Below are 21076 nucleotides of genomic sequence, written 5' to 3'. Positions count from 1 at the left end.
CGGCATTGACTGCCGAACGAGGATCTCTTGGTGCGGCGGACCTGTCGCAAGTGTTCCGCAAGTCGGAGCGTCTATCTCAGCGCGTGGCCGGGCTGCGTGGATAACATTCGCGCCAAGCCGGCCGCAGGGGCTCCGGTGGCGGAGCTTTTGGCGAACAGACGATATTCCTGCTCGCGCGGGCCGTCGCGCAGGAGGAGGCGGTCGCCCTCGATGCGGGCCACCTCCCAGCCCTCGACGCGGTCGCCGGCCCGCAGGGTGGCGGCCTTGTCGGCCGCCGCTCCCCGCACGACCGCGAAGGGCTGCTCGCTCCCCTCCACGATGCCGACGAGCCGCAGCTGCGGCGGCGGCCTCGGCGGCTCGGGCGGCGGGGGAACGAAGGCCACGACCGGCGGCGGCGCGGCGACCGGGATCGCGGGCGGCCGCCGGCTCGCCGAGAAGAGCGGGCGGGCGCGGGCCGGCCGGGCCGCCGCGCCGCTCGCCTCGGCGGAGGGCGAGGGCGAGGGCGCGGCCTGGTCGGGCAGCGCCGGCTGGCTTGGCAGCGCCGCTTGGCTTGGCAGCGCCGCTTGGCTTGGCAGCGCCGGCTGGCCGGGCTCGGCCGGCCCGGGCGGCGGAGCCGCGGCCGCGGGCGGGCCCGGCGCGACCGAGCCGGGAAAGAGCATCGCGCCGATCGACCCCGCCTGCGCGAGGGCGGGGCCGGAGAGGGCGAGGAGCGCCAGGGCGGCGGGCGGGCAGGCTCTCACGGTCGCTCCTCCGCGCGGTAACCCCTCACCGCGAGGGCGACGCGCAGCATCGGATCCTCCTCGGCCGCGGCTCCGCGCGCTTGGCTGCCGTACCCTTGGCCTCCGTACCCTTGGCCTCCGTACCCTTGGGCACCGTGCCCTTGCGCCGGGCGCAGGTTGAGGCCCTCGACGGTGAGGAGCGGCCGGCCGTTCTCCACGGCGGTGAGCAGGTCGAGGAGGCCGGGATTGCGGGTCTCCAGGGTGACGCGGGCGAGCAGGCTCAGGGGATCGGCGGCGGCCGGCTCCTCCTCGACCTGCACCTCGATCAGGCGCCCGCCCGCCCGCTCCACCAGGGCGACGAGGCGGGTCTGCAGCTCGGCCCGGGCGAGGCTCGGGCTGCGGGCTTCGAGGAACGGGGAGGCGGTCTCGGCCGGCGCGGCGGCCGGCGCGGCGGCGAGGCCGCGCACCTTCGCCTCCAGCCGGGCGAGCTGCGCGCCGCGCTCCCCGGCAGCCTCCGCGGCCTGCGACCAGCGCAGGGCGTTGGCGAGCGTCGTCGCGGCGAGCAGGCCCGGGAGGCCGAGGAAGAGCGCGAGCGCGGCCGGCCCGAGCCAGCGCCGGGCGGGAGTCTCGGTCACGGCACGCCTCCCGGGGGCGCCGCGCGCGTGGCGGCGAGATCGAACAGGTCGCGCCCCTCGCCGTCCCGCACGACCGGGGCGGCGAAGCGCAGGCCCGACAGGCCCGCCTGGGTCTCCAGCAGGCCCACCAGGGCCGGCGCATCGGCCGAGCGCCCGAGGAGATGCAGCGTGCCCCGGCCCGCGTCGAGTTCCCGCAGCACCGTGTGGTCCGGCAGGGCCGCGCTCAGGCGGTCGAGGAGGGAGCCCATTCCCGCCTCGGGGCGATTCGCGGCGAGCAGCGCCTGCGCGCGGCTCGCCCGCGGCCTGGTCCGGGCCTGAACCCGGGCCTGCAGGGCGGCGAGCCGCTCCTCCGTGGCCTGCAGCTCGGCCTCCGCCGAGGCCGCGAGCCAGGCCGTGCCCGCGCAGGCGAGCGCGAGGAGCGCGAGCGCGCCCGCGAGGCCGCGGCCGAGCCGTCGCCGCAGGACGGGATCGCCCGCCTCCGCCCGGCCGGCATAGAGGTCGATCGCCAGCGGCGCCGCGAGGGGCTCCTCGGCGCTGCCGAGGGCCGTCGGGCGCAGGCCCGCCGCCGCGACCCGCGCCAGGAGGGGCTCGGCCCGCTCCCGCGCGGTGACGAGGAGGTCGACCGTGACGTCGCCCCCCGGGGCGGGCGGCGCGACCCGGAACCCGTAGAGCACCCGGTCGGGCTGCCAGGGCGTGAGGCGTTCGAGCCGGTGCTCGATGATCGGCCGCAGGTAGGCGCGGCCCGCCTCCGGCACCGAGAGCGAGCGGCGCAGGAAGCAGCCGGCCGGGAGGCGTGCCTCGAGGGGCCCGCCGCGCAGGCGCTCGGGGGCGGCCTCGCCCGGCCCGAGCCGCGCGGCCAGCACCGCCTCGCCCCCGCGCGCGACGCCGTAGACGAGGAGCGCGTCCTCCTCCACCACGACCACCCGCCGGCCGCCGCCGAGGCGCGCCGCCACGGGGCCGAGTCGCCGGACGGCCTCGTCGAGCAGCGCCGCGAGGAGGTCGCGCAGGGGGCGGAGCGGCGGTCCGGCATGCCGGATCCAGGGGAGGGCCAGGGCCACGCGCGCCTCCCTAGCCGGTCATCCGCATCACCTCGTCGAGCGAGGTGAGCCCGTCGGCGGCCTTGGCGAGGCCGTCCTCCAGCATCGTCGTCATCCCGGCCTCGCGGGCGGCGCGCAGCAGCACCAGCGGGTCGGGCTCGCGCCGGATCAGGCCGGTGAGCGCCTCGTCCACCGGCATCACCTCGAAGACCCCGACCCGGCCGCGAAAGCCGCTGCCGCCGCAATGCGGGCAGCCGACCGGGCGATGGACCCGCGCGCCCGCCGGCCGCGCGAAGCCCCGGCGGGCGCAGACCGCGTCGAGCGCCGCGCCCCCGTCCGGATCCGGCGCCCGGCAGCGCTCGCACAGGCGCCGCACCAGGCGCTGCCCGACGACCCCCCGCAGGGACGCGGCGATCAGGTAGGGTTCGACGCCCATGTCGGCGAGGCGGATGACCGCGTCCGGGGCGCTGTTGGTGTGGAGGGTGGTCAGCACGAGGTGGCCGGTGAGCGCCGCCTGGATGCCGATCGCCGCCGTCTCGCGGTCGCGCATCTCGCCGACCATGATCACGTCCGGATCGTGGCGCAGGAAGGAGCGCAGCGCGTTCGCGAAGGTGAGCCCGATGCCGGGCTTGATCTGGGTCTGGTGGATGCCGGGGATCTGGTACTCGATCGGGTCCTCGACCGTGACGATCTTGCGGGCCGGGTCGTTGAGGAGCGAGACCGCGGTGGCGAGCGTGGTGGTCTTGCCGCTGCCGGTCGGCCCGGTGACGATGATCAGCCCGTGCGGCTCGCCGAGCATCCGCTCCAGCGCGTCCCGGTCGCGGGCCGAGAGGCCGACCCGGGCGAAGTCGAGGAGGCGCGCGTCCTTCACCAGGATGCGCAGCACCGCCGTCTCGCCGTAGAGGGTCGGCATCACGGCGACGCGCAGATCCGCCTCGCTCGCGCGCACCCGCACATTGGTGCGCCCGTCCTGCGGCAGGCGCCGCTCGGCGATGTCGAGCCCGGCCAGGATCTTCACCCGCGAGATGATCGCCGGGGCCATGTCCTTCGGCAGGGTCTGGTGCAGGCGCAGCCGCCCGTCGATCCGCAGCCGCACCCGCAGCTCCTCGCGGCCGGTCTCCAGGTGGATGTCGGTCGCCCCGACCTCGACGGCGCGCTCCAGGAGCGCGTCGATGGCCCGCACGATCGGGGCGCCCCGGGCGAGGTCCTGCAGCGCCTCGACGTCGTCCGTGAGGCCGAGATCCGCGTGGGCGGGGCGCGCCCGCGCCTCGGGCGCGGCGGTGGCGCCCTCGGCCCGGGCGATGAGTTCGCCGATCTCCTCGAAGGAGAGGACCCCGAGCCGGGGCGCGCAGCCGAGGGCGAGCGCCACGGCGCGGATCGCCTCCTCGTTTCCGGGATCGGCCACGAGGAGGAGCGGCCCCTCCGGCCCGGCGACCGGGTACAGGAAGGCGTCGGCGAGGAAGCGGCGGGACAGCCCGGCGGTCAGGTCCGGCAGGGCCGCGACCGCGTCGCGGTCGAGGCGGGGCAGGCCGTGATGCGCGGCGAGCGCCTGGGCGAGGTCCCCCGCCGGGACGCCGCCCGCGCGCCAGAGCGCCTCCGCGCCCCCCGCCTCCGGCGGCAGGGCCTCTCCCGTGACGGACCGCTCGAACGCCCCCACCCTCGCCACCCCCCGGTGCCGGCCCCCGGTGCCGGCCGGCTCGACTCGTCAGCTTGCTTGTCCGGTGAAGTCTAACGGCGATCTGCCGGCCCGCGGAGGCCGGCCACGCGCCGTTAAGAGAAAAGCAAGACCTGTGTCACGGGCAGCACAGGCGGTCCCGGTGCGCCGGGGCAGCGCCTTGTGCTGGTCATTCGCGCCACTCGGTGATGAAGTACGGGGCCTCGTCGGCGGGCGCGCGGATCAGGATTGCCGAGACGGCGCCCGTGGTGGCGCCGCGCCGGGCCTCGACGCGCACCCGGAAGGCGCCGCCGGGCTTGGCGCCGACATAGGCCTGCTGGCGCGCGAACAGCCGCGGCACCTCGCCGGCGGCCCGCTCGGCCGGCATCCGGCGCAGGGCCGCCGCCGCCGCGACGAGCTGGGGCGTCGCCTCCGGCAGGGCGAGGATCACCGGATCGGGCGCGGCGAGCACGTTCACCTTCCCGGACGGATTGTGCACGGTGACGATCTCGGCCAGGGCCGCGACGTCCTCGTCGGTGAGGCCGGGGAGCCAGCGCAGGTCCTCGACCGCGCGGAAGCCGTCGCGCTTGACCGCCTGCGCCCCCGGGGCCGCCGTCCCGGCGGCCGCGCGCGCCGTCCCGGCGGCCGCGCGCGCCGCCGCGGCGGCCCCGGCGGGCGCGGGCTCGTTGCGGCCGCGCCACGCCACCACGGCGGCCGCGAAATCGGCCGGGGCCAGGCCGCGCAGGCGCAGGGCGGCGGCCGCCGCCGCCAGCAGGGCGGGCTCGGACCAGTTCAGGTCGATGAGCCCGCTCTCGTCGCGCGCCGCGATCCGCACGGTGCCGTCGTCGAGGCGGATCTCGCCGGCGATGCGGTCGGGCGCGAGCCGCAGGCCGAGGAGCTGGTGGGCGGCAAGCTCGATCCCGGCCCGGATCAGCGCGTCGCGCCGCAGCACCTCGCCCTCGGTCCAGGCGCCCTCGACGCTGCCGCGGGTGACGAGGGCCGCCCCCCCGGCGAGGCTCGCGAGCAGGGCCAGGACGCCGAGCGTCGTCACCAGGATGAAGCCCTCGCGGCCGCCCCTCATCGGCGCACCTGGTAGGGGAGGGCGCCGAGGATCGAGGCCACGGAGGGCGCGTCGTCCTCGGGCGCCTTGCGCTCGTCGAAGCGGCTGCACAGGGCCTTGCGCGGCGACAGGCAGCCGGGCTCGGCGGCGGCCCGCAGGGGCACGCGCAGGCTCCCGCGGATCTCGCCCGAGGCCGGATCGGTGAGGGCGAGGCGCACCGCCTCGGGCAGGGCGTCCTCGGCCGGCCACTCGTCGGTCAGCAGCTCGGGCAGGCGCGGCGTGCCGGGGGTGACGTAGGCGAAGCGCAGCCGCGCCCCCCCGGTCGAGAGGCGCCGCGCCTCCCCGAAGGCGACCGCGTCGAGGTCCCGCAGCGACGGGACGAAGGCGCCCTCGCGCCACAGCAGCGCCCCGCCCTCCGGCGCCGGGACGCTCTCGGCCCGCACCACCACGATGCGCAGGGCGGCGCCCTCCCGGCGCTGCGCGGCGAAGACCAGCGTGTCGCGCGTGCCGGCGAAGACGAAGCCGCGGCGCGGGGCGTCCCAGCGCGCGCGGGCCGCGCCCTCGACGGCGCGCGCGAGGGTGGCGAGGCTGCGCCCGGCGCGCTCGCGCGCCTCGGCCCCGGCCGCGACCCGCTCGGCCTGACGGGTGAGGAGGGCGACGGCCGAGGCGAGGGCGGCCAGGACCGCCCCCGCGACCGCGAGGCTCGCCAGCACCTCGACCAGCGAGAAGCCGCCCCGCGCCCTCCGCTCAGCGGCCATGGCGGCCCTCCCGCGTCACCGTGACGGCGCCCGTGAGGTCGTCCACCTCCACGGCCGCGAGGCCGCCCCCGCCGGGCCCGGCGAGGAAGACCGTGCCGCCGGAGGCGCTGCCGTCCGGCCGGAAGCGGATCGCCGTCTCGCGGGCCGCGACGCGCAGGGCGTAGGCGGTCGGCACCGGCACCTCGCCGTTCGCCGCGCCCGAGCGCACCGCGCGGCGCGCGAGGTCGATCTCGGTGCGGATCGTCGTCTGCCCGCGCAGGGCCGCGTCCCGGTCGCGCCGCAGCAGCGCGGCGATCTCCTGCGCCTTCAGCCCGAGGCGGGCCGGCCCGTCGAACGGCCGCGCGCGGGGCAGGGCGAGCGCGGCGAGCAGCGCCAGGATCAGGAGCGCCAGCGCGAGTTCGAGCAGCACGAAGCCGCCGGCTCTCTCCCGCGCGGGTCCGCGGCCGGGCGGGCGGGGGGCGGGCATGGGGCGAATCGGGATCATCCGGTGGTGGCCGCGCGGGGCCGCGATCCTGCCCGGGCGGCGCCTCGGGCGCCAGCCCGGCGGTGCGCCGGGCCGCTCAAGCACTTGCCGACGAACACTCGCCGACGAACACTCGCCGACGAATAGGCCGCCGGTTCGTCGCGGACGATGCGGCACGATCAAGAATTTCGGGCAGGATCCGATCGCGGCGCGATCGGATCCTGCTCTGGCCGGGAGCGGGCCGCGCCCGCCCCCGGTCTCGTCCGACCTTACGAGTTCGGCGGGAACACCGCGCCCTGGGTGCCGGTGTCGTTCGGGCAGCGCGGATGGCCGCCGGTGGCCGGCGTCGCGTTGTTGACGAAGGTCAGCTTGTCGGTCTCCGGGCCCTGCAGGTTGAGGAGCCGGCGGGTGCGCCACGCCACCGAGTGGTCGGCGCAGGCCGTGTCGCCCGACAGGCCGAGGCCGCCGACGCGGAACGGGCCGCTGTAGAGCGCGAGGCCGCCGCCGAAGGTGATCGTGCCGCCGACGCGCTGCGTCAGCATCGGGTCCTGCGTGGTGCCGAACTTGGCGTAGTCGCCCGCGTAGACGAGGCTGCTCTCGACGTTGCCGCCCTCGAGCCCGAAGAGCGGGTTGCCGCCGCTCGGGGCCGGCTGCACGAAGCCGTAGAGCTGGGCCGTCGAGAGCGGGCCCTTGGGCAGGTTGAGGCTGAAGGCATTCGCCGTGTAGGCCTTCGCGGCCGCGATCTGGCGGCTGCCCAGCCACTGCGATTCCTGGAACGGCCCGGACTTCGCCACCGCGCAGACCTGGCCGGTCAGGTTCACCACCACCGCCCAGAAATCGTTGTCGAGGCCGGTGGAATCCGCCGCCGCCGCCTGGCGCACCGCCGATTCCAGCTGCGCCTGCTCGACCGGGCAGGGCGACTGCAGCGTGTTCAGGGTCGGAGCGGCCTGCGCCCGCGCCTCCTGCCCCCAGGCGAGCGCCCCGAGCAGCGTTCCGGCCAGCGCGGCAGTCACTCCGTGCAGAGTGCTCTTTGTCATGTGTCGCGTCCCCTATTTTGCCAGCTGATGAGCAGAGTTGCGCCCGCAGCGAACGCTCTAGCTTGGCAGCACCAATGCATCCTCGTTTCCCGAGCCGAAATCCATACGCCTCGACTGATGGAGCGCAGGTCGCGCCGGAGCCGCCCGGGCGCCGCCCTGACCGAAAAACCGCAATGGTTGAGGCATGTTAACCCTTTTCCAAGCCGGATCGGACAGGATCGGGCGGGTCCTGGCCCGCAAAAGTCGAAGCCAAGTGTTGCAACGTAGCAACAAAGCCGCATGACTCGGAGATGTTGTAGTCGATTTGCTTATTAATTATTCGTGAACATGAATTTCAGCTGCGGGCCTGACGCAAGCTGCTGATTCCCGGTGGATTCCCGGAGATTGGCTGATAAACAGCCTTCGTTCAGGATGCGAAATCGGCGGCACCAGATCACGCGGCCGTGATCCCGCGCCGTCCACTCAGCTTTGATTGTCGGTCGGCAGCGGCGCGATCTGTCGAGGAAGTGAACTGGACGACGGCGAGGGGCGGTCCGGAGCGCTCTGCCGGCGCGCCGCCGCCGGATCGAGCGATCCGGCCGCCGCCGGTCTGGCCTCGGCCTCGCTCCGGCGGTATCCCGGCAATCCTGCGCGTCCCGGGTGAGGCCGCCGCCCGGTCCGGGCGGCGGGTCCGGCGGCCGGCGGACATGCGTGCGAGACGGCCCTCCGGCCGGGGGATGCCCGTGAAGAGAAGCCTCGTCATCCTGATGAACTGCCACGGTCGGGAGGTGGGACGCTACCTCGCCTCGCACCCCGTCATCCGCGAGCAGTACGAGATCACCACCTTCGTCACCTACCTGAGCGCCGACGACGCCGCGGCCCGCGCGGCCATCGAGGCGGCGGTGGCCGCCGCCGACGTCGTCATCTGCCAGAACGTCAAGAGCATCCCGTGGCTGCGCAACGAGGCCCTGCGGGCGCTCACCGGGAAGGGCTGCGCCTTCCTGCCGCTCGAGTTCTGGCGCTGCAACGGGTTCTGGCCGATCCCGCTCGAACCCTTCTCGAACTGGCTGAAATTCCCGCCGGACGACGCGCCGGGCCGCAGCTTCGCCGAGTACATCGCGCATGATCCCGGTCGGACCTGGACATTCCAGCACTTCGATCGCGCCCTCGACACCTTCCGGGAGGTCGACGCGCTCTCGGAGATCCCGATGTTCGATTACTTCGTGAATAATTACCGCAGCGACAACCTGTTCACGGAACACTTCCATCCGACTTCGCTGTTCTTCCTCGAACTGTGCCGGCGGATCCTGCGCTGGCTCGGCCTGTCGGACGCGATCGGCCTGCTGCCGAACGACGCGATCGGCGCCGACAGCTACCGGCTGATCCTGGACCCGGTGGCCGAGACGCTCGGCCTGCGGTTCGACCGGACGCTCCTGCACTTCCACGACACGGTGATCGACCGGCAGACCTACTTCGAGTTCGCCCGCCACGCGCAGCGGCAGCTCCCGCCCGACACCTCCTACGAGGCGGCGCTGCGGGCCTTCTACGCCTGGGCGGCGGACCAGGGCATGCGCAGGGAGCTGCGCGACGTGGCGGGGCTCGGCCGGCAGGGCCGGGACCCGGCCGGGCGCGCCCCGGCCGAGATCGACCTGGGCGAGATCCGCGACCTGCGGGCCGTCACCTTCACGGCGCCGGCCCCCCTCGGGCCGGGTCTCGAGGCCTACGGGTCTGTGGACGGCGTCCGCTGGGAGCGCCTCGGCCCCCCGGAGGCGACGGGGCCGCGCGAGGTCCGCTTCGCGGCCGCCCGCGCCGCGGATGGCGGCGCGGCCGGGGGCTCGGCCTGCTTGCGCCACCTGCGGGTCGGCGGCGGGGCGCCGCTGCCGGCGGGCGGGCGGATCGGCGCCCTCGTGGAGGCCCTGGTCCATCCCGCCTGCGACCTCTCCGCCCCGCGTCCGGGCGGCCCGGTCGCGGCGCCCCTGCGGGTCGACAGCCCGCAGGACTGCTTCTTCACGCACACGATCGAGCTGCCCGGCCACGGCCTGATGCGGGGCGAGTGGGACGCGCGGGGCCGCGTCGAATCCTGCCTCGGCCACGTCGACGTCGCGGGAAAGCGGGTGCTCGACATCGGCTGCGCCAGCGGCTTCCTCAGCTTCGAGCTGGAGGCGCGCGGGGCCGAGATCGTCTCGCTGGACATCCCGGGCGCCCGGCACTGGGACGTCGTTCCCTTCCCGGAACTCGACGGCGACGCGGCCCTCGACCTCCTCGGGCGGCACCTCGACGCGATCCGGCGGGCCTATTGGCTGTCGCACCGGGCCCTGGGATCGCGGGCGCGCTACGTGCAGGGCACGGCCTACGCCATCCCGGCCGAGGTCGGCCCCGTCGACGTCGCGCTCCTCGGCAGCGTGCTGCCCCACCTGCGCGACCCGTTCCGGGCGCTGCACGCCGCCGCCCGGATCGCGCGCGACAGCCTGATCGTGATCGAGGTCGCCCCCCGGCGCCGCTGGCCCTTCGGGTCCCCGGACCGGCCGCCGGCCTTCCTGCCCCGGGCCTCGCGGCCCGACCGCTGGGAATCCTGGTGGCGCCTCGCCCCGGGGACGATCCGCGAGATGCTCGCCGTCCTGGGCTTCGCGGACGCGGCGCTGCATCGCCACCGCCTGATCCATGCCGGCCGGCCGCGGGACTGCACCACGCTGGTGGCGCACCGCACGGCGCCGACCAACGCCGCCTTCGGCCCGGACTAGAGCAGCGCCCGATCACGCCGCACTCGGGGGCTGCTCTCGGTCCGTCATGCTGCCGTGTTGTCTCCGACGGACCGGCATCCACGTCGTCGGAGAACGCTCTCGCCGCGGGCGCCCGCTCAGTGCCGCGCGCCGGCCAGGACCGCGACCGCGTCCCCGTCCCGCCGGGCGCGGCGCGGGATGCCGATCACCCGGCCTAGATCCTCCGGCCGCGGCAGCCGGGCGTGGCACGCCCGCATCACCGCGAGGTTGGCGAGGATGTCGGGCGGGAAGGGCGTCACCCGGCGGCTCGTCGCGTCGACGTGCAGCGCCATGTTCTCGGACGACGCCGCCACCCAGCCCTCCTGGGCGTGGCGGATCTCCAGGTAGAAGTGCAGGCGCTTCTCGTCGAAATCGACCAGCTGCAGCGTCACGCGCACCCGGTCGTCCGCCGTCAGCTCCCGCCGATAGCGCACGTGAACCTCGGCGGCGAAGTAGGTGGCGCCGCGCTCCGCGATATATTCGGGCCCGAGCCCGACGATTTCGAAGGCCTCGTCGACCGCGCGATCGAAGATCACGTGGTAGTAGGCCATGTTGAGATGGCCGTTATAGTCGATCCAGGCCGGTTCGATCGGCATCGTCGACGAGACGAATGGCGCGAAGAAGAATACCGATGCGGAACGCTCGTCTGCCATGGCGGACTCCTGGCAAGCGCGGCGGGATCTCGGGACAGCGTCACCCGAGGTAGCACGCTCGGCCAAAAGGTCTACCCCCCAGGAGGAGGGGGCCGATGCGGCCAAGCCGGCCCTCAAAGACTTGACCGTGATATTTGCACAACAAATCAGCAGGCGCGACATTCCGCCGCAAAAGCAGCGGGATGGGTTCGCGGCCGGCAAGCCCCCGGCAGGTCCCCCGGCAAGCCCCCGGCAGGTCCCCCGGCAAGCCCCCGGCAGGTCCCCCGGCAAGCCCCCGGCAGGTCCCCCGGCGGGATTTCGTATGACACCGGGATGAAGGGCGCGTAGAGGGCTTTGGAAGAATCGAGGCCCGGGGACCGGACCGGGCGCGCCGGCCGCGTCCGGAGAGCCATGAGGGAGACGAGCATGAACGCCGCGAGCCCCGCCCCCCTGCCCGCGCTGCGCGAGCGCCCGAGCCCGGAGACCGTGGCGGCCGTCACGGCGGCGCTGGCGGCGCAGTTCGGCAACCGCCTCGTCACCTCCCAGGCGGTGCGCGAGCAGCACGGCAGCACCCTGACCTGGGTGCCGAACCAGCCGCCGGACGCGGTCGTGTTCGTCGACAGCACCGAGGAGGTGCAGGCGGTCGTGCGGGTCTGCGCGGCCCACCGCATGCCGGTCGTCGCCTTCGGCACCGGCACCTCGCTGGAGGGCCACGTGAACGCCCCCTACGGCGGCGTCTCGGTCGACCTCTCGGGCATGAACCGGGTGCTGGCCGTGCACGCGGAGGATCTCGACTGCGTGGTGCAGCCGGGCGTCACCCGCAAGGCGCTGAACGAGCACCTGCGCGACCAGGGGCTGTTCTTCCCGATCGATCCCGGCGCGGACGCCTCCCTGGGCGGCATGGCGGCGACGCGGGCCTCGGGCACCAACGCGGTGCGCTACGGCACCATGAAGGACAACGTCCTGGCGCTGACCGCGGTGCTGCCGAACGGCGAGATCCTGCGCACCGGCTCGCGGGCGCGCAAGAGCTCGGCCGGCTACGACCTCACCCGCCTGCTCGTGGGTTCGGAGGGCACGCTCGGCATCATCACGGAGCTGACGCTGCGGCTCTCGGGCATCCCGGAGGCGATCTCGGCGGGGATCTGCCCCTTCCCGACCATCAAGGCCGCCTGCGACGCGGTGATCCTGACCATCCAGTCCGGGCTGCCGGTGGCGCGGATCGAACTCCTCGACGAGGTGCAGGTGGCGGCCTGCAACGCCTACTCGAAGCTCTCGCTGCCCGAGACGCCGCTGCTCCTCGTGGAGTTCCACGGCTCGGAGGCCGGCGTCGCCGAGCAGGCCGAGCGCTTCGGCGAGATCGCGGCCGAGTTCGACGGCGGCCCCTACGAGTGGGCGACGAAGGCCGAGGAGCGCTCGCGCCTCTGGCAGGCCCGGCACGACGTCTACTGGGCCGCGAGCGGGATGCGCCCCGGCGCCAAGGTGATCGCCACCGACGTCTGCGTACCGATCTCGCGCCTCGCCGAATGCGTCGACGCGACCAAGCGGGACATCGTCGAGAGCGGGATCATCGCGCCGATCGCCGGCCATGTCGGGGACGGCAACTTCCACACCTCGCCGCTGGTGATGATGGACGATGCCGACGAGATCGCCCGCGTGACGGGCTTCATCGAGCGCCTCGTCGCCCGGGCGATCGCCATGGAGGGCACCTGCACGGGCGAGCACGGCATCGGCCAGAAGAAGATGCGCTTCATGGAGATCGAGCACGGCGCCCCGGCCCTCGCCCTGATGCGCGGCCTCAAGCGGACGATCGACCCGGACAACATCATGAATCCGGGCAAGGTCCTCCCCCTCTAAGCGGCGGCCCGCCTACCCGCCCGGGGCGTGCAGGCTCAGCACCCGCGCGGCCCGCTCGCGCGGCGCCTCCTCGCCCCGCGCGCCCCGGCAATCGGCGATGGCCGCCCGGGCCGCGTCCACCGCCAGGATCAGCGCGCTCATCGTGCGGATGTCGGTGTCGTGGGCGCGGGCATGCCCGACCACGTCGACCACGAGCCCGTCGATCTCGACCGCGAGCGCGTCGAGCGCGGCCGGGTCAGGGGCGGTGCGGGCCTCCCTCAGGATGCCGAGCAGCCGGTCGAGCACGGCGTCGACGCGCGCCCGCTTCTCCCGCGCCAGCCGCTGGCCGATCCAGGCCCCGGCCGAGCCCAGCCCGCCCCCGAAGAAGGCCACGAGGTAGATCAGGTCCTCGTAGCGCTGCAGGAAGGTCTGCTGCTCGCGCTCGAAGTAATCCACCGCCCCCGGGTGGTTGGGGAGCCGCGCGCTCGTCGCCGCGACGGAACTGTCGAAATCCGGCGCCTTGACGAGGTTCGCGGTCGTGGTGCGGGCCGCGAGCCGGGAGCGCAGCTCGAACAGGTGCTGGGTCACCCGCGCGGCGGTGTCCCGGTCGAGGGAGGCCCGCGCCATCAGCCGGTAGGAGGCGCCGACCGTGCGCACCTCCTCGTCGGGGCGCTTGGGGCGTCCCCCGAAGGTGCCGGCCGGGATGGTCACGCTCTGCAGTTCGGGCAGGCGCTGGAGGATCGCCTCGCCGTCCGGCACCGCGACGAAGCTCGCGCGGTGCTCCGGCGAGGCGGCCTCCACGGCCCGGACCACGTGCCCCGCCCAGCGCGAGGACGGGGCGGCGATCACCGCGACCGCGTCGATGCGCCCGCCCGTCAGCGCCGCCGTCACCTCCTCGGCCCGCAGGGGCACCAGCGCCACGGTCCCGGGCACGCCGGCCCGCTCCGCCGGAGCCTGGGCGAGGTCGTAATAGGTGAGGAGGCTGGCCATGAAGGGCAGGTCGGCGCCGTGCCGGGCGACGAGGCCGAGGCGCTTGCCGGTGAGTTCGGGGAGCTCGCCGAGGCCGGCGCCCGCGGGAGCGGCGATGATCAGCGCCTCGTCGTGCAGCACCGCGAGCGTGAGCCCGTTCTCGGGCAGCTTCACGTCCGGCCGCACCACCGCGAGGTCGGCGCGCCCCTCCTGCAGGGCCGCGGCGCTGTCGCGCACGTCGTCGTAGGGCACGACCTTGAGGCGTATATCCTCCTGGCCGCGGGCGAGCGCCTCCGCGTAGGCCGCGATCAGCCGGGCCTCGACGCCGTCGCGCGGCCCGACCGCGACCCGCAGCGTCGTCGGGCGGGTGAGGACGAAGGCGAGGGCGGTCACGGCCACCAGCAGGAGGCCGACCGTCAGGAAGAGGATATCGCGCCTGTGCAGTATCGTGGGCATCGCTCCTCGCAACGGATGCGCCCTATGAACCCGGACGAGCCCCGCGCGATCCCTGCTCCCGGCCAGGATGCCGACCGGGATGGCGGAAAGACGGCGCGGCCGATCACCCCGGCCTCCCTGGAGCGCGCGGCCCTGGCCTACCTGGAGCGCTACGGCGCCTCGACGGAGATGCTGCGGCGGGTGCTGCTGCGGCGCGCGGAGGCGCGCTGCCGGCTGCGGGGCGAGGCGCCGGAGGATTTCGCCGCGATGGTGGAGGCGGTGGTGGCGCGGGCCGGGCGGGCCGGGCTCGTCGACGACGCCTCCTTCGCGGATGCCAAGGTCCGCAGCCTGCGCCGCCGCGGCGGCTCCGCCCGGGCGATCCAGGCCAAGCTCGCCGCCAAGGGGGTCGACCGCGACACGGTGCGGGCGGCCCTGGCCGCGCATGCGGGCGAGGGGCAGGAAGGCCCCGAGGAGGACGAGGAAGCGGCGGCGCGCGCCTATGCGCGGCGGCGGCGGCTCGGGCCCTGGCGGCGATCTCAGGACCGGGTCGAGGCGCGTCAGCGCGACATCGCCGCGCTGGCGCGGGCGGGTTTCGCGCCGGCCCTCGCCCGCCGCATCGTCGACGAGGAGGACGAGCCGGCCCCGTGAGCGCGGGTCAGAGCGGGCGGGCCCGCAGGATCGCCGCGCGCACGGCGTTGCGCCGCGCCGTCGCGACGATCGCCTCGTCGGCGACCACGCGGCAGGCCCATTCGTGCGCCGCCACCGCCGCCGCAATGTCGAGGCGGATGCCGCGGGCGATCTCGCGCGGACCGGGCCGCGGATCGGCGAAGAAGGACGTCACGGCGGCGCTCAATTCGCCATCGGTGACAGCCCGGACCCGGAACAGCTCGCCCAGCGTCGGAATCTCGTTGCCCGTCATCAGCCCTCCTGACGGATGCCGCCGGTCCCCGCCGGCCCGCCAGCTCCTGCCCGAGTTGCGTTGCAGCAGGATTGCGTGGGCCGGGCGCCGCGTCCCTGCGCTGGCGCACGGGGCGGATCAGCGCCCCATGCTGCGGAAGACGCAGGCCCGCCCGGTATCCTCGAAGCCGCCCGGGCAGCTGCGCACGCAGGCCCCGGCCGCGACCTTGTAGCCCGGCGGGCAGGAGGAGGCCTGCGCCGCGGCGGGACCGGGCCCGGCGGCGAGCAGGGAAGCGGTGAGGGCGAGTGCGCACCGGAGGCTCGAGAGCATGACGCATCCTCTTCGGCGGGGCGCGGGCCGCGCGGCCCGGCGCCCTCTGCTGCGCGCTCCCTCCTTGGCCGCCCGGCCGGCGTGGTAGTTTAGGGCCGGCCCGGGAAAAAGGGACCCCGCTCAGCCCCGGCGGCTGACGAGGGAGCGGTAGGGGCGCAGGCGCGCGTTGAGGATCGCGCGGCCCGCGACCTGCCGGCCCTCGCGGGTCTGGGCGCGGGCCTCGTGCGACCGCGCGTCCTGCGCCCGCAGCGTCTCGGCGGCGGCGAGCGGCACGATCGCGAGGCCGGCCGAGGCCAGCGCGTCGCCGTAGGCGGCGATGGCCGCGCGGGCGAGCGCCTGCGCGTCGCGGGGCTCGATCCCGTAGGGAATGACGAACTGCGCGTCCACCTCCCGGATCGCCTCCGCCACGAGATCGGTGATGACGGTGCTCATTCCCACCTCGTCCGGTATGCGCCAGGGCTGACATGAGGACAGGGTGTGACCCGGCCATGACCGTGCGCGCGAGGTCGGTGCGCCAGCGCACCGATCGCGCCCGCGCCGGGACGCCGCATCCCGCGTCGAACCCGCGGGCCCGTCCCGTCGTTTGTAGGCGGATCGTGGAGACGGAGACCTGGCGATGGCAGCTACCGGGAGGGCGCGCGCGCCCGGACGAATCGTCGAGATCGGCACCTACGGGCTCGCCCGCTACGCGCGGATGAGCAGCGGCGAGACGATCTGGTGGGGCTCCGAGGAGGACGTGCCCGACCAGGTCGCGCTCGCGGCCGGCCGGAGCGGCGCCGGGCCGGGCCGGGCGGAGGCGGGCCGCGCCGGGTCCGACGCGGCCGCCTGAGAGGCCCGGGCGGAGGGGCCGTCCCTTATCCTTAGGCCACGCCGTGCTGCCGGAACCAGGCCTGCAGCCGCTGCCAGCCGTCCCGGGCCGGCCCGGGACGGTAGCTCGGCCGGTAATCGGCGTTGAAGGCGTGGGGGGTGTCGGGATAGACCACGAGATCGCAGGTCTTGCCCGCCGCCCGGCAGGCCTCCCGCATCTGGTCGACCGTGCTCACCGGGATGCCCGGGTCGGCGCCGCCGTAGAGGCCGAGCACCGGCGCCTTCAGCGCGGTCACGAGGTCGAGCGGGTTCTTCGGCTGCAGCGGCGTGGCGGCGCCCGCGAGCCGCCCGTACCAGGCGACGCCGGCCTTCAGGGCGGGGTTGTGCGCCGCGTAGAGCCAGACGATGCGCCCGCCCCAGCAGAAGCCGGTGATCCCGAGCCGCGCCGTGTCGGCCTGCCCGGATTCCTTGGCGAAGGCGACCGTCGCGTCGAGGTCGCCGAGCACCTGCGCGTCCGGCACCTTCGCGACCACGTCGCGGACGATCGCCTGGATGTCGGTCATGCCCGAGACGTCGCCCTGCCGGGCGTAGAGTTCCGGCGCCACCGCGTAGAAGCCGAGCTTGGCGAGGCGGCGGCAGACATCCTTGATGTGCTCGTGGACGCCGAAGATCTCCTGGACCACCAGCACGACCGGGAAGGGGCCGCCGCTCGCCGGCATCGCCCGGTAGGCCGGGATCGCGCCATCCTGCGTCGGGACCTTCACCTGGCCGGCGGTGAGGCCGTTCGCGTCGGTGGCGATGGCGGTCTGCGCGGCGATGGGCTGCGCGGCCAGCGCGAAGCCGGTGGCGAGGCTCGTCACCATCACGGCACGGCGAGACGGCCGGGTCTCGCCCGCGAGGCTGCGCAGATCGGGCTCGAAGATGCTCATCGGGATTCCCCTCAAGACAGCGGGACGGGCGGCGCCGCCCGCGCCGCGAAGCGAGGCGGAATTGCGCCGTGCAATTCTACCTCGCCACTTGGTGTCGCATCATTCTTCGCTGACGCGGTCCTTCGGTTCGCCGCCGAAGCGGTGACCGCTTCGGCGCATGATGCGCGAGCCGTGGCGGAGGCGGCGGGGCCGGTCCGTCCTCGGGTCAGCGCGCCTGCGGCAGCAGCGGCTCGGCCGGGGGCGGCGGGGCCGGCGCCGCGACGAGCCGGCCCGCCGCCAGGAGCCGCAGCGTCCCGAGCACCAGCCAGCCGACGAGCAGATTGGCGCCGAGGAAGACCGGCGGCGCCAGAGCCGCGACCGCGGGCGCCTGCCCGGTCGCGCCGATCCGCAGGCCGAGGGACGCCAGCGCCGTCGCGCCGAACGAGAAGCTCCAGAAGGCCGGGGAGAAGCCCTGCCCGCGCAGGAAGGGGACGAGCCGCAGCATCACCAATCCCTGCAGCAGGCCGTAGCCGAACAGCCCCAGCGCCACCGGCCCGGCCGGATCGCCCCCGAGGCTCAGGAAGGCGACGCCCCCGACCGCCGGCGGCGCGAGCTGGATGCCCAGCGTCGGGCGCAGGGCCGCGCCGAGGGTCGGGCCGGTGTAGAGCCGGTGCAGCAGCACCGATTCGATCGCCAGCCACGACAGCAGCGCCGCCCCGAAGGCGAGCTGCGCGAGGTCGTGCAGGCCGAAGGCCGAGGCGGCCGCCGCCGTGACGAAGCCGCCCGCCACGGTCGGCAGGTAGAGGACCGGGGTCGTCGCGGCGACGTCGCGCCCGCCCTGCCAGAGGCCCCCCGTGCGCCAGACCGCGAAGCCGAGCGTGAACAGGCCGCCGAGCCCGAACAGCACGAAGGCGAGGGGCCGCGCGTACGGGAGGGCGGCCAGGGCGACCAGCATGGTCGAGACCCCGGCGAGCCCGATGAAGCAGCACTGGACCGGGTGCAGCGCCTCGTCGAGGGCGGCCGGGCGGGCGCGCAGCCACTTCGCCCCGTAGAGCGCCGCCACGGCGGCCCAGACCGCCACACCGAGCAGCATCACGGCCTCGCCGACGAGGGACGGGGCGCCCCAGAGCTGGGCGGCCGCCCGCCACGCAGCCCCGAGCCCCACGAGGCCCAGCACCATGCCGAAGAACGAGGCCGGAACGGCCGGAAACGAACGGGCCATCACACTCTCCTGCCGAAGCGAGGCGGCGCGGACGCTGCCAGATCAACCTCGAGTTGGCGAGAGGCCGAACAGACAGCCAGCGGTCTGGGCGGCCCCGGCCCGTCCGGAGGCCGCCGCACCCTGCCGGGCCGGCCGCACGGCGCGGCGTTGAACGCCAGAAGGAAAGCGGGTAGTTCTTCTCGGATCGAGCAGGAAGTCGAACGACCGGGTGCAGCCGCTCATCAGCTTCCTGACCGAGAGCCTCGCCGGCCACGACGCGCTCGCGGCCTGACTGAAGCCGCCCGGCCGCGGACCATCCGCGGTCCGGGCGATCACGTCCGGAGAGCGTCTGCCAAGCCCGCGCGGCGCCTGAGCGAAGCCGACATCGCATGGCCGAAATGGGAGATGGCGAAGCAATCCGTCGGATGTCGGATCAGGTCTCGAAGATCGCCCGGATCCTGGTGGCGAGCGCGTCGACCGCGAAGGGCTTGGTGATCATCTGCATGCCGGGCGCGATCTGGCCGTTGCCGAAGGCGGCGTTCTCGGCGTAGCCGGTCATGAACAGCACCTTCAGCTGCGGGCGCGACAGCCGGGCCTGATCGGCGAGCTGGCGGCCGTTGATGCCGGGCAGGCCCACATCGGTGATCAGCAGGTCGACATGGGCGTCGGATTGCAGGACGCGCAGGCCCGCCGGCCCATCCGGCGCCTCGAGGGCCTGATAGCCGAGTTCCTGCAGCACCTCCGTCACCAGGGCGCGCACCGTGGCATCGTCCTCCACCACCAGCACGGTCTCCCCGCGCTCGGCCCGCGGCGCCTCCCCGCGGTGGTCGCCCGCGGACTCGATCTCGCCGCGGTAGCGCGGCAGGTAGAGCTTCACCGTCGTGCCCTGGCCGGGCTCCGAGTAGATCTTGACGGTGCCCTCGGATTGCTTGGCGAAGCCGTAGATCATCGACAGGCCGAGCCCCGTGCCCTGGCCCAGCGGCTTCGTCGTGAAGAACGGGTCGAAGGCGCGGGCGATCACGTCGGGCGGCATGCCGGTGCCGGTGTCGCTGACCCCGATGCAGACGTATTGCCCGGCCCTGACGCCGATCTCGCGCGCCGCGTAGGCCTCGTCCAGGTGGGCATTGGCCGTCTCGATGGTCAGGCGCCCGCCGTCCGGCATCGCGTCGCGGGCGTTGATCGCGAGGTTGAGGACCGCGTTCTCCAGCTGGTTCGGGTCGCACAGGGTGAGCCAGAGGCCGCCCGCCACCACGATCTCCAGCCGGACCTGCTCGCCGAGGGTCCGGCGCAGCAGCTCGTCCATCGAATTGACCAGCCGGTTCACGTCGACCGGCCTCGATTCGAGGGGCTGCCGGCGCGAGAAGGCGAGGAGCCGGTGGGTCAGCGCGGCGGCGCGCTGGGCCGAGGTCATGGCGAGGCCCGCGTAGCGGGACAGGTTCTCGGTGCGCCCCTCGGCGATCCGGGTCTGCATCAGGTCGAGGGAGCCCACGATGCCGGTGAGGAGGTTGTTGAAGTCGTGGGCGATGCCGCCCGTGAGCTGCCCCACCGCCTCCATCTTCTGCGATTGGCGCAGCTGCTCCTCGGCCTGCTCGCGCTCGGCGATCGCCTCGCGGACCCTGGCCTCCAGCGTGTCGTTGAGCTCGCGCAGCGCGACCTCGGCCCGCTTGGTCGCGGTCACGTCGTAGATCACGCCGACGTGGCGCAGGTCGGCGGTCTCGTTGTCGCGGATCGCCTCGCCCCGCCGCGCGAGCCAGCGCGTCTCGCCGCTGTCGGCGAGGCGCACCCGCATCTCCGCGTGGGGCAGTTCGCCGACCTCGCAGAGGCCGGGATCGAGGAGCGCCGGATCACCCTCGACCACGAGGGCGTTGACCGCGCTCACGGCGAGCGTCTCGGCCGGCATCAGGCCGAGCAGGCTGCAGAATTGCGGCGAGACCGCCACCGTGGCGAAGCCCGGCACGTACTCGAAGGCGCCGACCCGGCCCGCCGTCTGGGCGATGCGCAGGCGCTCCTCGACGCGCTTCTGGTCCGTCACCTCGACGAGGACGCCCGTGAAGCGAAGCGGCGTCTCGTCCGCCCCGTACAGGCAGCGCCCGCGCGCGTGGACCCAGCGCACCGCCCCGTCCGGGGTGCGCAGGCGGAACTCCTTGTCGAACACCTCGGCGCCGTTGAGCATCCCGCTCACCGCGAGGCGGATGCGGGCGCGGTCGAGGGGGTGGATGCTGGCGAAGAAGGATGCGGTCGGCACCCCCGCCGGGTCGACCGGCAGGGGAAGGCCGGTGAGGAGCGCGAAGCGCTCGTCGACGTGAAGGCGCCGGTTCGGGATGTCCCAGTCCCAGGTGCCGGCGATTCCGGCCGCCGAGAGCGTGAGGGCGAGGTGGCGCTGCACCTCGGCGAGCCGTGCCTCGGCGGCGCCGAGCCGCTCGTGGGCGGATTGCGCCGCGTGGGCCTGGCTGGCGTCGATCTGCGAGGCGAAGAAGTTGATCAGCCGGCCGGCCTCGTCGAAGACCGGGCAGACGAAGAGCTCGTTCCAGAAGCTGGTGCCGTCCCGGCGGTAGTTCAGGATCGCGACCCGCGCCTCGCGGCCCTCCGCGACCGCGGCCCGGATGCGGGCGACGGTCTGCGGGTCGGTGCCCGGACCCTGCAGCAGGCGGCAGTTGCGCCCGACGAGGTCCGCCTCCCCGTAGCCGGTGAGCGCCTGGAAGGCGGGGTTGGCGAAGACGATCGGGTTGTCGGGCAGCCGCGGGTCCGTGAAGATCATCGGCTGGCGCGTCCGCTCCAGCACGGTGAAGAACGGCCCGGCATGGCGGCGCAGGGCCGCCGCCGCCGCGGCGAGGTCGGCCACGCCCTGCGGCTCGCACCGCTCTGCGCTCATGACCTGCCGCGCCCTGGCATGCCGCGCCCTGGCATGCCGCGCCCTGGCATGCCGCGCCCTGGCATGCCGCGCCCTGGCATGCCGCGCCTT

20 protein-coding genes are annotated in these 21076 nt (G+C 74.8%); 4 read left to right on the top strand and 16 right to left on the bottom strand.

All coding sequences use genetic code 11. The features are described from left to right. Positions 1 to 71 precede the first annotated feature (71 nt). The 8 genes from MET2598_RS0117445 to MET2598_RS0117410 all read right to left on the bottom strand — a co-directional run bounded on the left by MET2598_RS0117445 (position 72) and on the right by MET2598_RS0117410 (position 7363). Positions 72 to 740 (bottom strand): hypothetical protein, encoded by a 669-nt coding sequence (locus MET2598_RS0117445; RefSeq protein WP_018261736.1) that lies wholly within the window; start codon positions 738 to 740, stop codon positions 72 to 74. After that, on the bottom strand, positions 737 to 1354 hold the full coding sequence (gene gspM / locus MET2598_RS0117440) for a type II secretion system protein GspM (protein WP_018261735.1): 618 nt from the start codon (positions 1352 to 1354) through the stop codon (positions 737 to 739). The genes MET2598_RS0117445 and gspM overlap by 4 nt, the downstream gene beginning before the upstream one ends. Next, complete coding sequence (locus tag MET2598_RS0117435; RefSeq protein ID WP_012331900.1) at positions 1351 to 2412, bottom strand: PilN domain-containing protein; 1062 nt, start codon at positions 2410 to 2412, stop codon at positions 1351 to 1353. The genes gspM and MET2598_RS0117435 overlap by 4 nt, the downstream gene beginning before the upstream one ends. A gap of 10 nt (positions 2413 to 2422) precedes the next feature. After that, positions 2423 to 4048, bottom strand: coding sequence for a GspE/PulE family protein (locus tag MET2598_RS0117430; RefSeq protein ID WP_026190790.1), 1626 nt, complete (start codon positions 4046 to 4048; stop codon positions 2423 to 2425). Between the two features lie 187 nt (positions 4049 to 4235). Next, positions 4236 to 5126: a type II secretion system protein GspK gene (locus tag MET2598_RS0117425; RefSeq protein ID WP_018261733.1), complete on the bottom strand. Its 891-nt coding sequence runs from the start codon at positions 5124 to 5126 to the stop codon at positions 4236 to 4238. Then, complete coding sequence (locus MET2598_RS0117420; protein ID WP_012331903.1) at positions 5123 to 5863, bottom strand: prepilin-type N-terminal cleavage/methylation domain-containing protein; 741 nt, start codon at positions 5861 to 5863, stop codon at positions 5123 to 5125. The genes MET2598_RS0117425 and MET2598_RS0117420 overlap by 4 nt, the downstream gene beginning before the upstream one ends. Next, on the bottom strand, positions 5853 to 6329 hold the full coding sequence (locus MET2598_RS0117415; RefSeq protein ID WP_026190789.1) for a hypothetical protein: 477 nt from the start codon (positions 6327 to 6329) through the stop codon (positions 5853 to 5855). Before MET2598_RS0117415 ends, MET2598_RS0117420 begins: the two co-directional genes overlap by 11 nt. 266 nt (positions 6330 to 6595) lie before the next feature. Then, entirely contained in the window at positions 6596 to 7363 is a 768-nt protein-coding gene (locus MET2598_RS0117410) for a heme-binding protein (RefSeq protein ID WP_012331905.1), read from the bottom strand. A 716-nt stretch (positions 7364 to 8079) separates the two neighbouring features. On the opposite strand from MET2598_RS0117410, the gene MET2598_RS0117405 reads away from it, so the two are divergent. Further along, the gene (locus MET2598_RS0117405; RefSeq protein WP_018261730.1) at positions 8080 to 10083 is read left to right on the top strand and encodes a class I SAM-dependent methyltransferase; all 2004 of its coding nucleotides are present in this window, start codon (positions 8080 to 8082) and stop codon (positions 10081 to 10083) included. A 116-nt stretch (positions 10084 to 10199) separates the two neighbouring features. Here the strand turns inward: MET2598_RS0117405 and MET2598_RS0117400 are convergent, their stop codons facing one another. Next, positions 10200 to 10754, bottom strand: coding sequence for a thioesterase family protein (locus MET2598_RS0117400; protein ID WP_012331907.1), 555 nt, complete (start codon positions 10752 to 10754; stop codon positions 10200 to 10202). A 405-nt stretch (positions 10755 to 11159) separates the two neighbouring features. Between MET2598_RS0117400 and MET2598_RS0117395 the strand changes: the two genes are divergently transcribed. Then, a complete protein-coding gene (locus tag MET2598_RS0117395; protein WP_018261729.1) occupies positions 11160 to 12587 on the top strand; it encodes an FAD-binding oxidoreductase in 1428 nt (475 codons plus the stop codon). A gap of 12 nt (positions 12588 to 12599) precedes the next feature. Here the strand turns inward: MET2598_RS0117395 and MET2598_RS0117390 are convergent, their stop codons facing one another. Continuing rightward, a complete protein-coding gene (locus MET2598_RS0117390) occupies positions 12600 to 13991 on the bottom strand; it encodes a TAXI family TRAP transporter solute-binding subunit (RefSeq protein ID WP_018261728.1) in 1392 nt (463 codons plus the stop codon). Between the two features lie 24 nt (positions 13992 to 14015). Between MET2598_RS0117390 and MET2598_RS0117385 the strand changes: the two genes are divergently transcribed. Next, positions 14016 to 14618: a regulatory protein RecX gene (locus MET2598_RS0117385; RefSeq protein WP_018261727.1), complete on the top strand. Its 603-nt coding sequence runs from the start codon at positions 14016 to 14018 to the stop codon at positions 14616 to 14618. Positions 14619 to 14625: 7 nt separating this feature from the next. On the opposite strand, the gene MET2598_RS0117380 is transcribed toward MET2598_RS0117385, so the two are convergent. From MET2598_RS0117380 to MET2598_RS0117370, 3 genes are all read right to left on the bottom strand, one after another. Further along, positions 14626 to 14889, bottom strand: a complete 264-nt coding sequence (locus MET2598_RS0117380) for a hypothetical protein (protein ID WP_012331911.1) — start codon at positions 14887 to 14889, stop codon at positions 14626 to 14628. A gap of 117 nt (positions 14890 to 15006) precedes the next feature. Beyond that, positions 15007 to 15198 (bottom strand): hypothetical protein, encoded by a 192-nt coding sequence (locus tag MET2598_RS0117375; protein ID WP_012331912.1) that lies wholly within the window; start codon positions 15196 to 15198, stop codon positions 15007 to 15009. A gap of 120 nt (positions 15199 to 15318) precedes the next feature. Continuing rightward, entirely contained in the window at positions 15319 to 15630 is a 312-nt protein-coding gene (locus MET2598_RS0117370) for a hypothetical protein (RefSeq protein WP_012331913.1), read from the bottom strand. A gap of 184 nt (positions 15631 to 15814) precedes the next feature. On the opposite strand from MET2598_RS0117370, the gene MET2598_RS0117365 reads away from it, so the two are divergent. Beyond that, positions 15815 to 16027, top strand: coding sequence for a hypothetical protein (locus MET2598_RS0117365; RefSeq protein ID WP_012331914.1), 213 nt, complete (start codon positions 15815 to 15817; stop codon positions 16025 to 16027). A gap of 31 nt (positions 16028 to 16058) precedes the next feature. Here MET2598_RS0117365 and MET2598_RS0117360 read toward each other — a convergent pair whose 3' ends face one another. From MET2598_RS0117360 to MET2598_RS0117350, 3 genes are all read right to left on the bottom strand, one after another. Further along, on the bottom strand, positions 16059 to 16934 hold the full coding sequence (locus tag MET2598_RS0117360; protein ID WP_018261726.1) for a dienelactone hydrolase family protein: 876 nt from the start codon (positions 16932 to 16934) through the stop codon (positions 16059 to 16061). A 205-nt stretch (positions 16935 to 17139) separates the two neighbouring features. Beyond that, positions 17140 to 18135, bottom strand: coding sequence for a dicarboxylate transporter/tellurite-resistance protein TehA (gene tehA, locus MET2598_RS36775; protein WP_018261725.1), 996 nt, complete (start codon positions 18133 to 18135; stop codon positions 17140 to 17142). Between the two features lie 412 nt (positions 18136 to 18547). Continuing rightward, the gene (locus tag MET2598_RS0117350) at positions 18548 to 20986 is read right to left on the bottom strand and encodes a PAS domain-containing protein (RefSeq protein ID WP_026190788.1); all 2439 of its coding nucleotides are present in this window, start codon (positions 20984 to 20986) and stop codon (positions 18548 to 18550) included. Positions 20987 to 21076 lie beyond the last annotated feature (90 nt).

This window comes from Methylobacterium sp. WSM2598 (genome assembly GCF_000379105.1).
In the GTDB taxonomy this organism is placed as follows: Bacteria; Pseudomonadota; Alphaproteobacteria; order Rhizobiales; family Beijerinckiaceae; genus Methylobacterium.
This window is presented reverse-complemented; position numbering and strand designations above follow the sequence as displayed.

Bases quoted from the DNA above. Each gene is read 5' to 3' on its own strand.
- MET2598_RS0117365 (WP_012331914.1), top strand. From the start codon at position 15,815: ATGGCAGCTACCGGGAGGGCGCGCGCGCCCGGACGAATCGTCGAGATC.
- MET2598_RS0117390 (WP_018261728.1), bottom strand. From the start codon at position 13,991: ATGCCCACGATACTGCACAGGCGCGATATCCTCTTCCTGACGGTCGGC.
- MET2598_RS0117375 (WP_012331912.1), bottom strand. From the start codon at position 15,198: ATGCTCTCGAGCCTCCGGTGCGCACTCGCCCTCACCGCTTCCCTGCTC.
- MET2598_RS0117360 (WP_018261726.1), bottom strand. From the start codon at position 16,934: ATGAGCATCTTCGAGCCCGATCTGCGCAGCCTCGCGGGCGAGACCCGG.
- MET2598_RS0117405 (WP_018261730.1), top strand. From the start codon at position 8,080: ATGCCCGTGAAGAGAAGCCTCGTCATCCTGATGAACTGCCACGGTCGG.
- tehA (WP_018261725.1), bottom strand. From the start codon at position 18,135: ATGGCCCGTTCGTTTCCGGCCGTTCCGGCCTCGTTCTTCGGCATGGTG.
- MET2598_RS0117410 (WP_012331905.1), bottom strand. From the start codon at position 7,363: ATGACAAAGAGCACTCTGCACGGAGTGACTGCCGCGCTGGCCGGAACG.
- MET2598_RS0117425 (WP_018261733.1), bottom strand. From the start codon at position 5,126: ATGAGGGGCGGCCGCGAGGGCTTCATCCTGGTGACGACGCTCGGCGTC.
- MET2598_RS0117370 (WP_012331913.1), bottom strand. From the start codon at position 15,630: ATGAGCACCGTCATCACCGATCTCGTGGCGGAGGCGATCCGGGAGGTG.
- MET2598_RS0117380 (WP_012331911.1), bottom strand. From the start codon at position 14,889: ATGACGGGCAACGAGATTCCGACGCTGGGCGAGCTGTTCCGGGTCCGG.
- MET2598_RS0117350 (WP_026190788.1), bottom strand. From the start codon at position 20,986: ATGAGCGCAGAGCGGTGCGAGCCGCAGGGCGTGGCCGACCTCGCCGCG.
- MET2598_RS0117400 (WP_012331907.1), bottom strand. From the start codon at position 10,754: ATGGCAGACGAGCGTTCCGCATCGGTATTCTTCTTCGCGCCATTCGTC.
- MET2598_RS0117420 (WP_012331903.1), bottom strand. From the start codon at position 5,863: ATGGCCGCTGAGCGGAGGGCGCGGGGCGGCTTCTCGCTGGTCGAGGTG.
- MET2598_RS0117385 (WP_018261727.1), top strand. From the start codon at position 14,016: ATGAACCCGGACGAGCCCCGCGCGATCCCTGCTCCCGGCCAGGATGCC.
- MET2598_RS0117415 (WP_026190789.1), bottom strand. From the start codon at position 6,329: ATGCCCGCCCCCCGCCCGCCCGGCCGCGGACCCGCGCGGGAGAGAGCC.
- MET2598_RS0117395 (WP_018261729.1), top strand. From the start codon at position 11,160: ATGAACGCCGCGAGCCCCGCCCCCCTGCCCGCGCTGCGCGAGCGCCCG.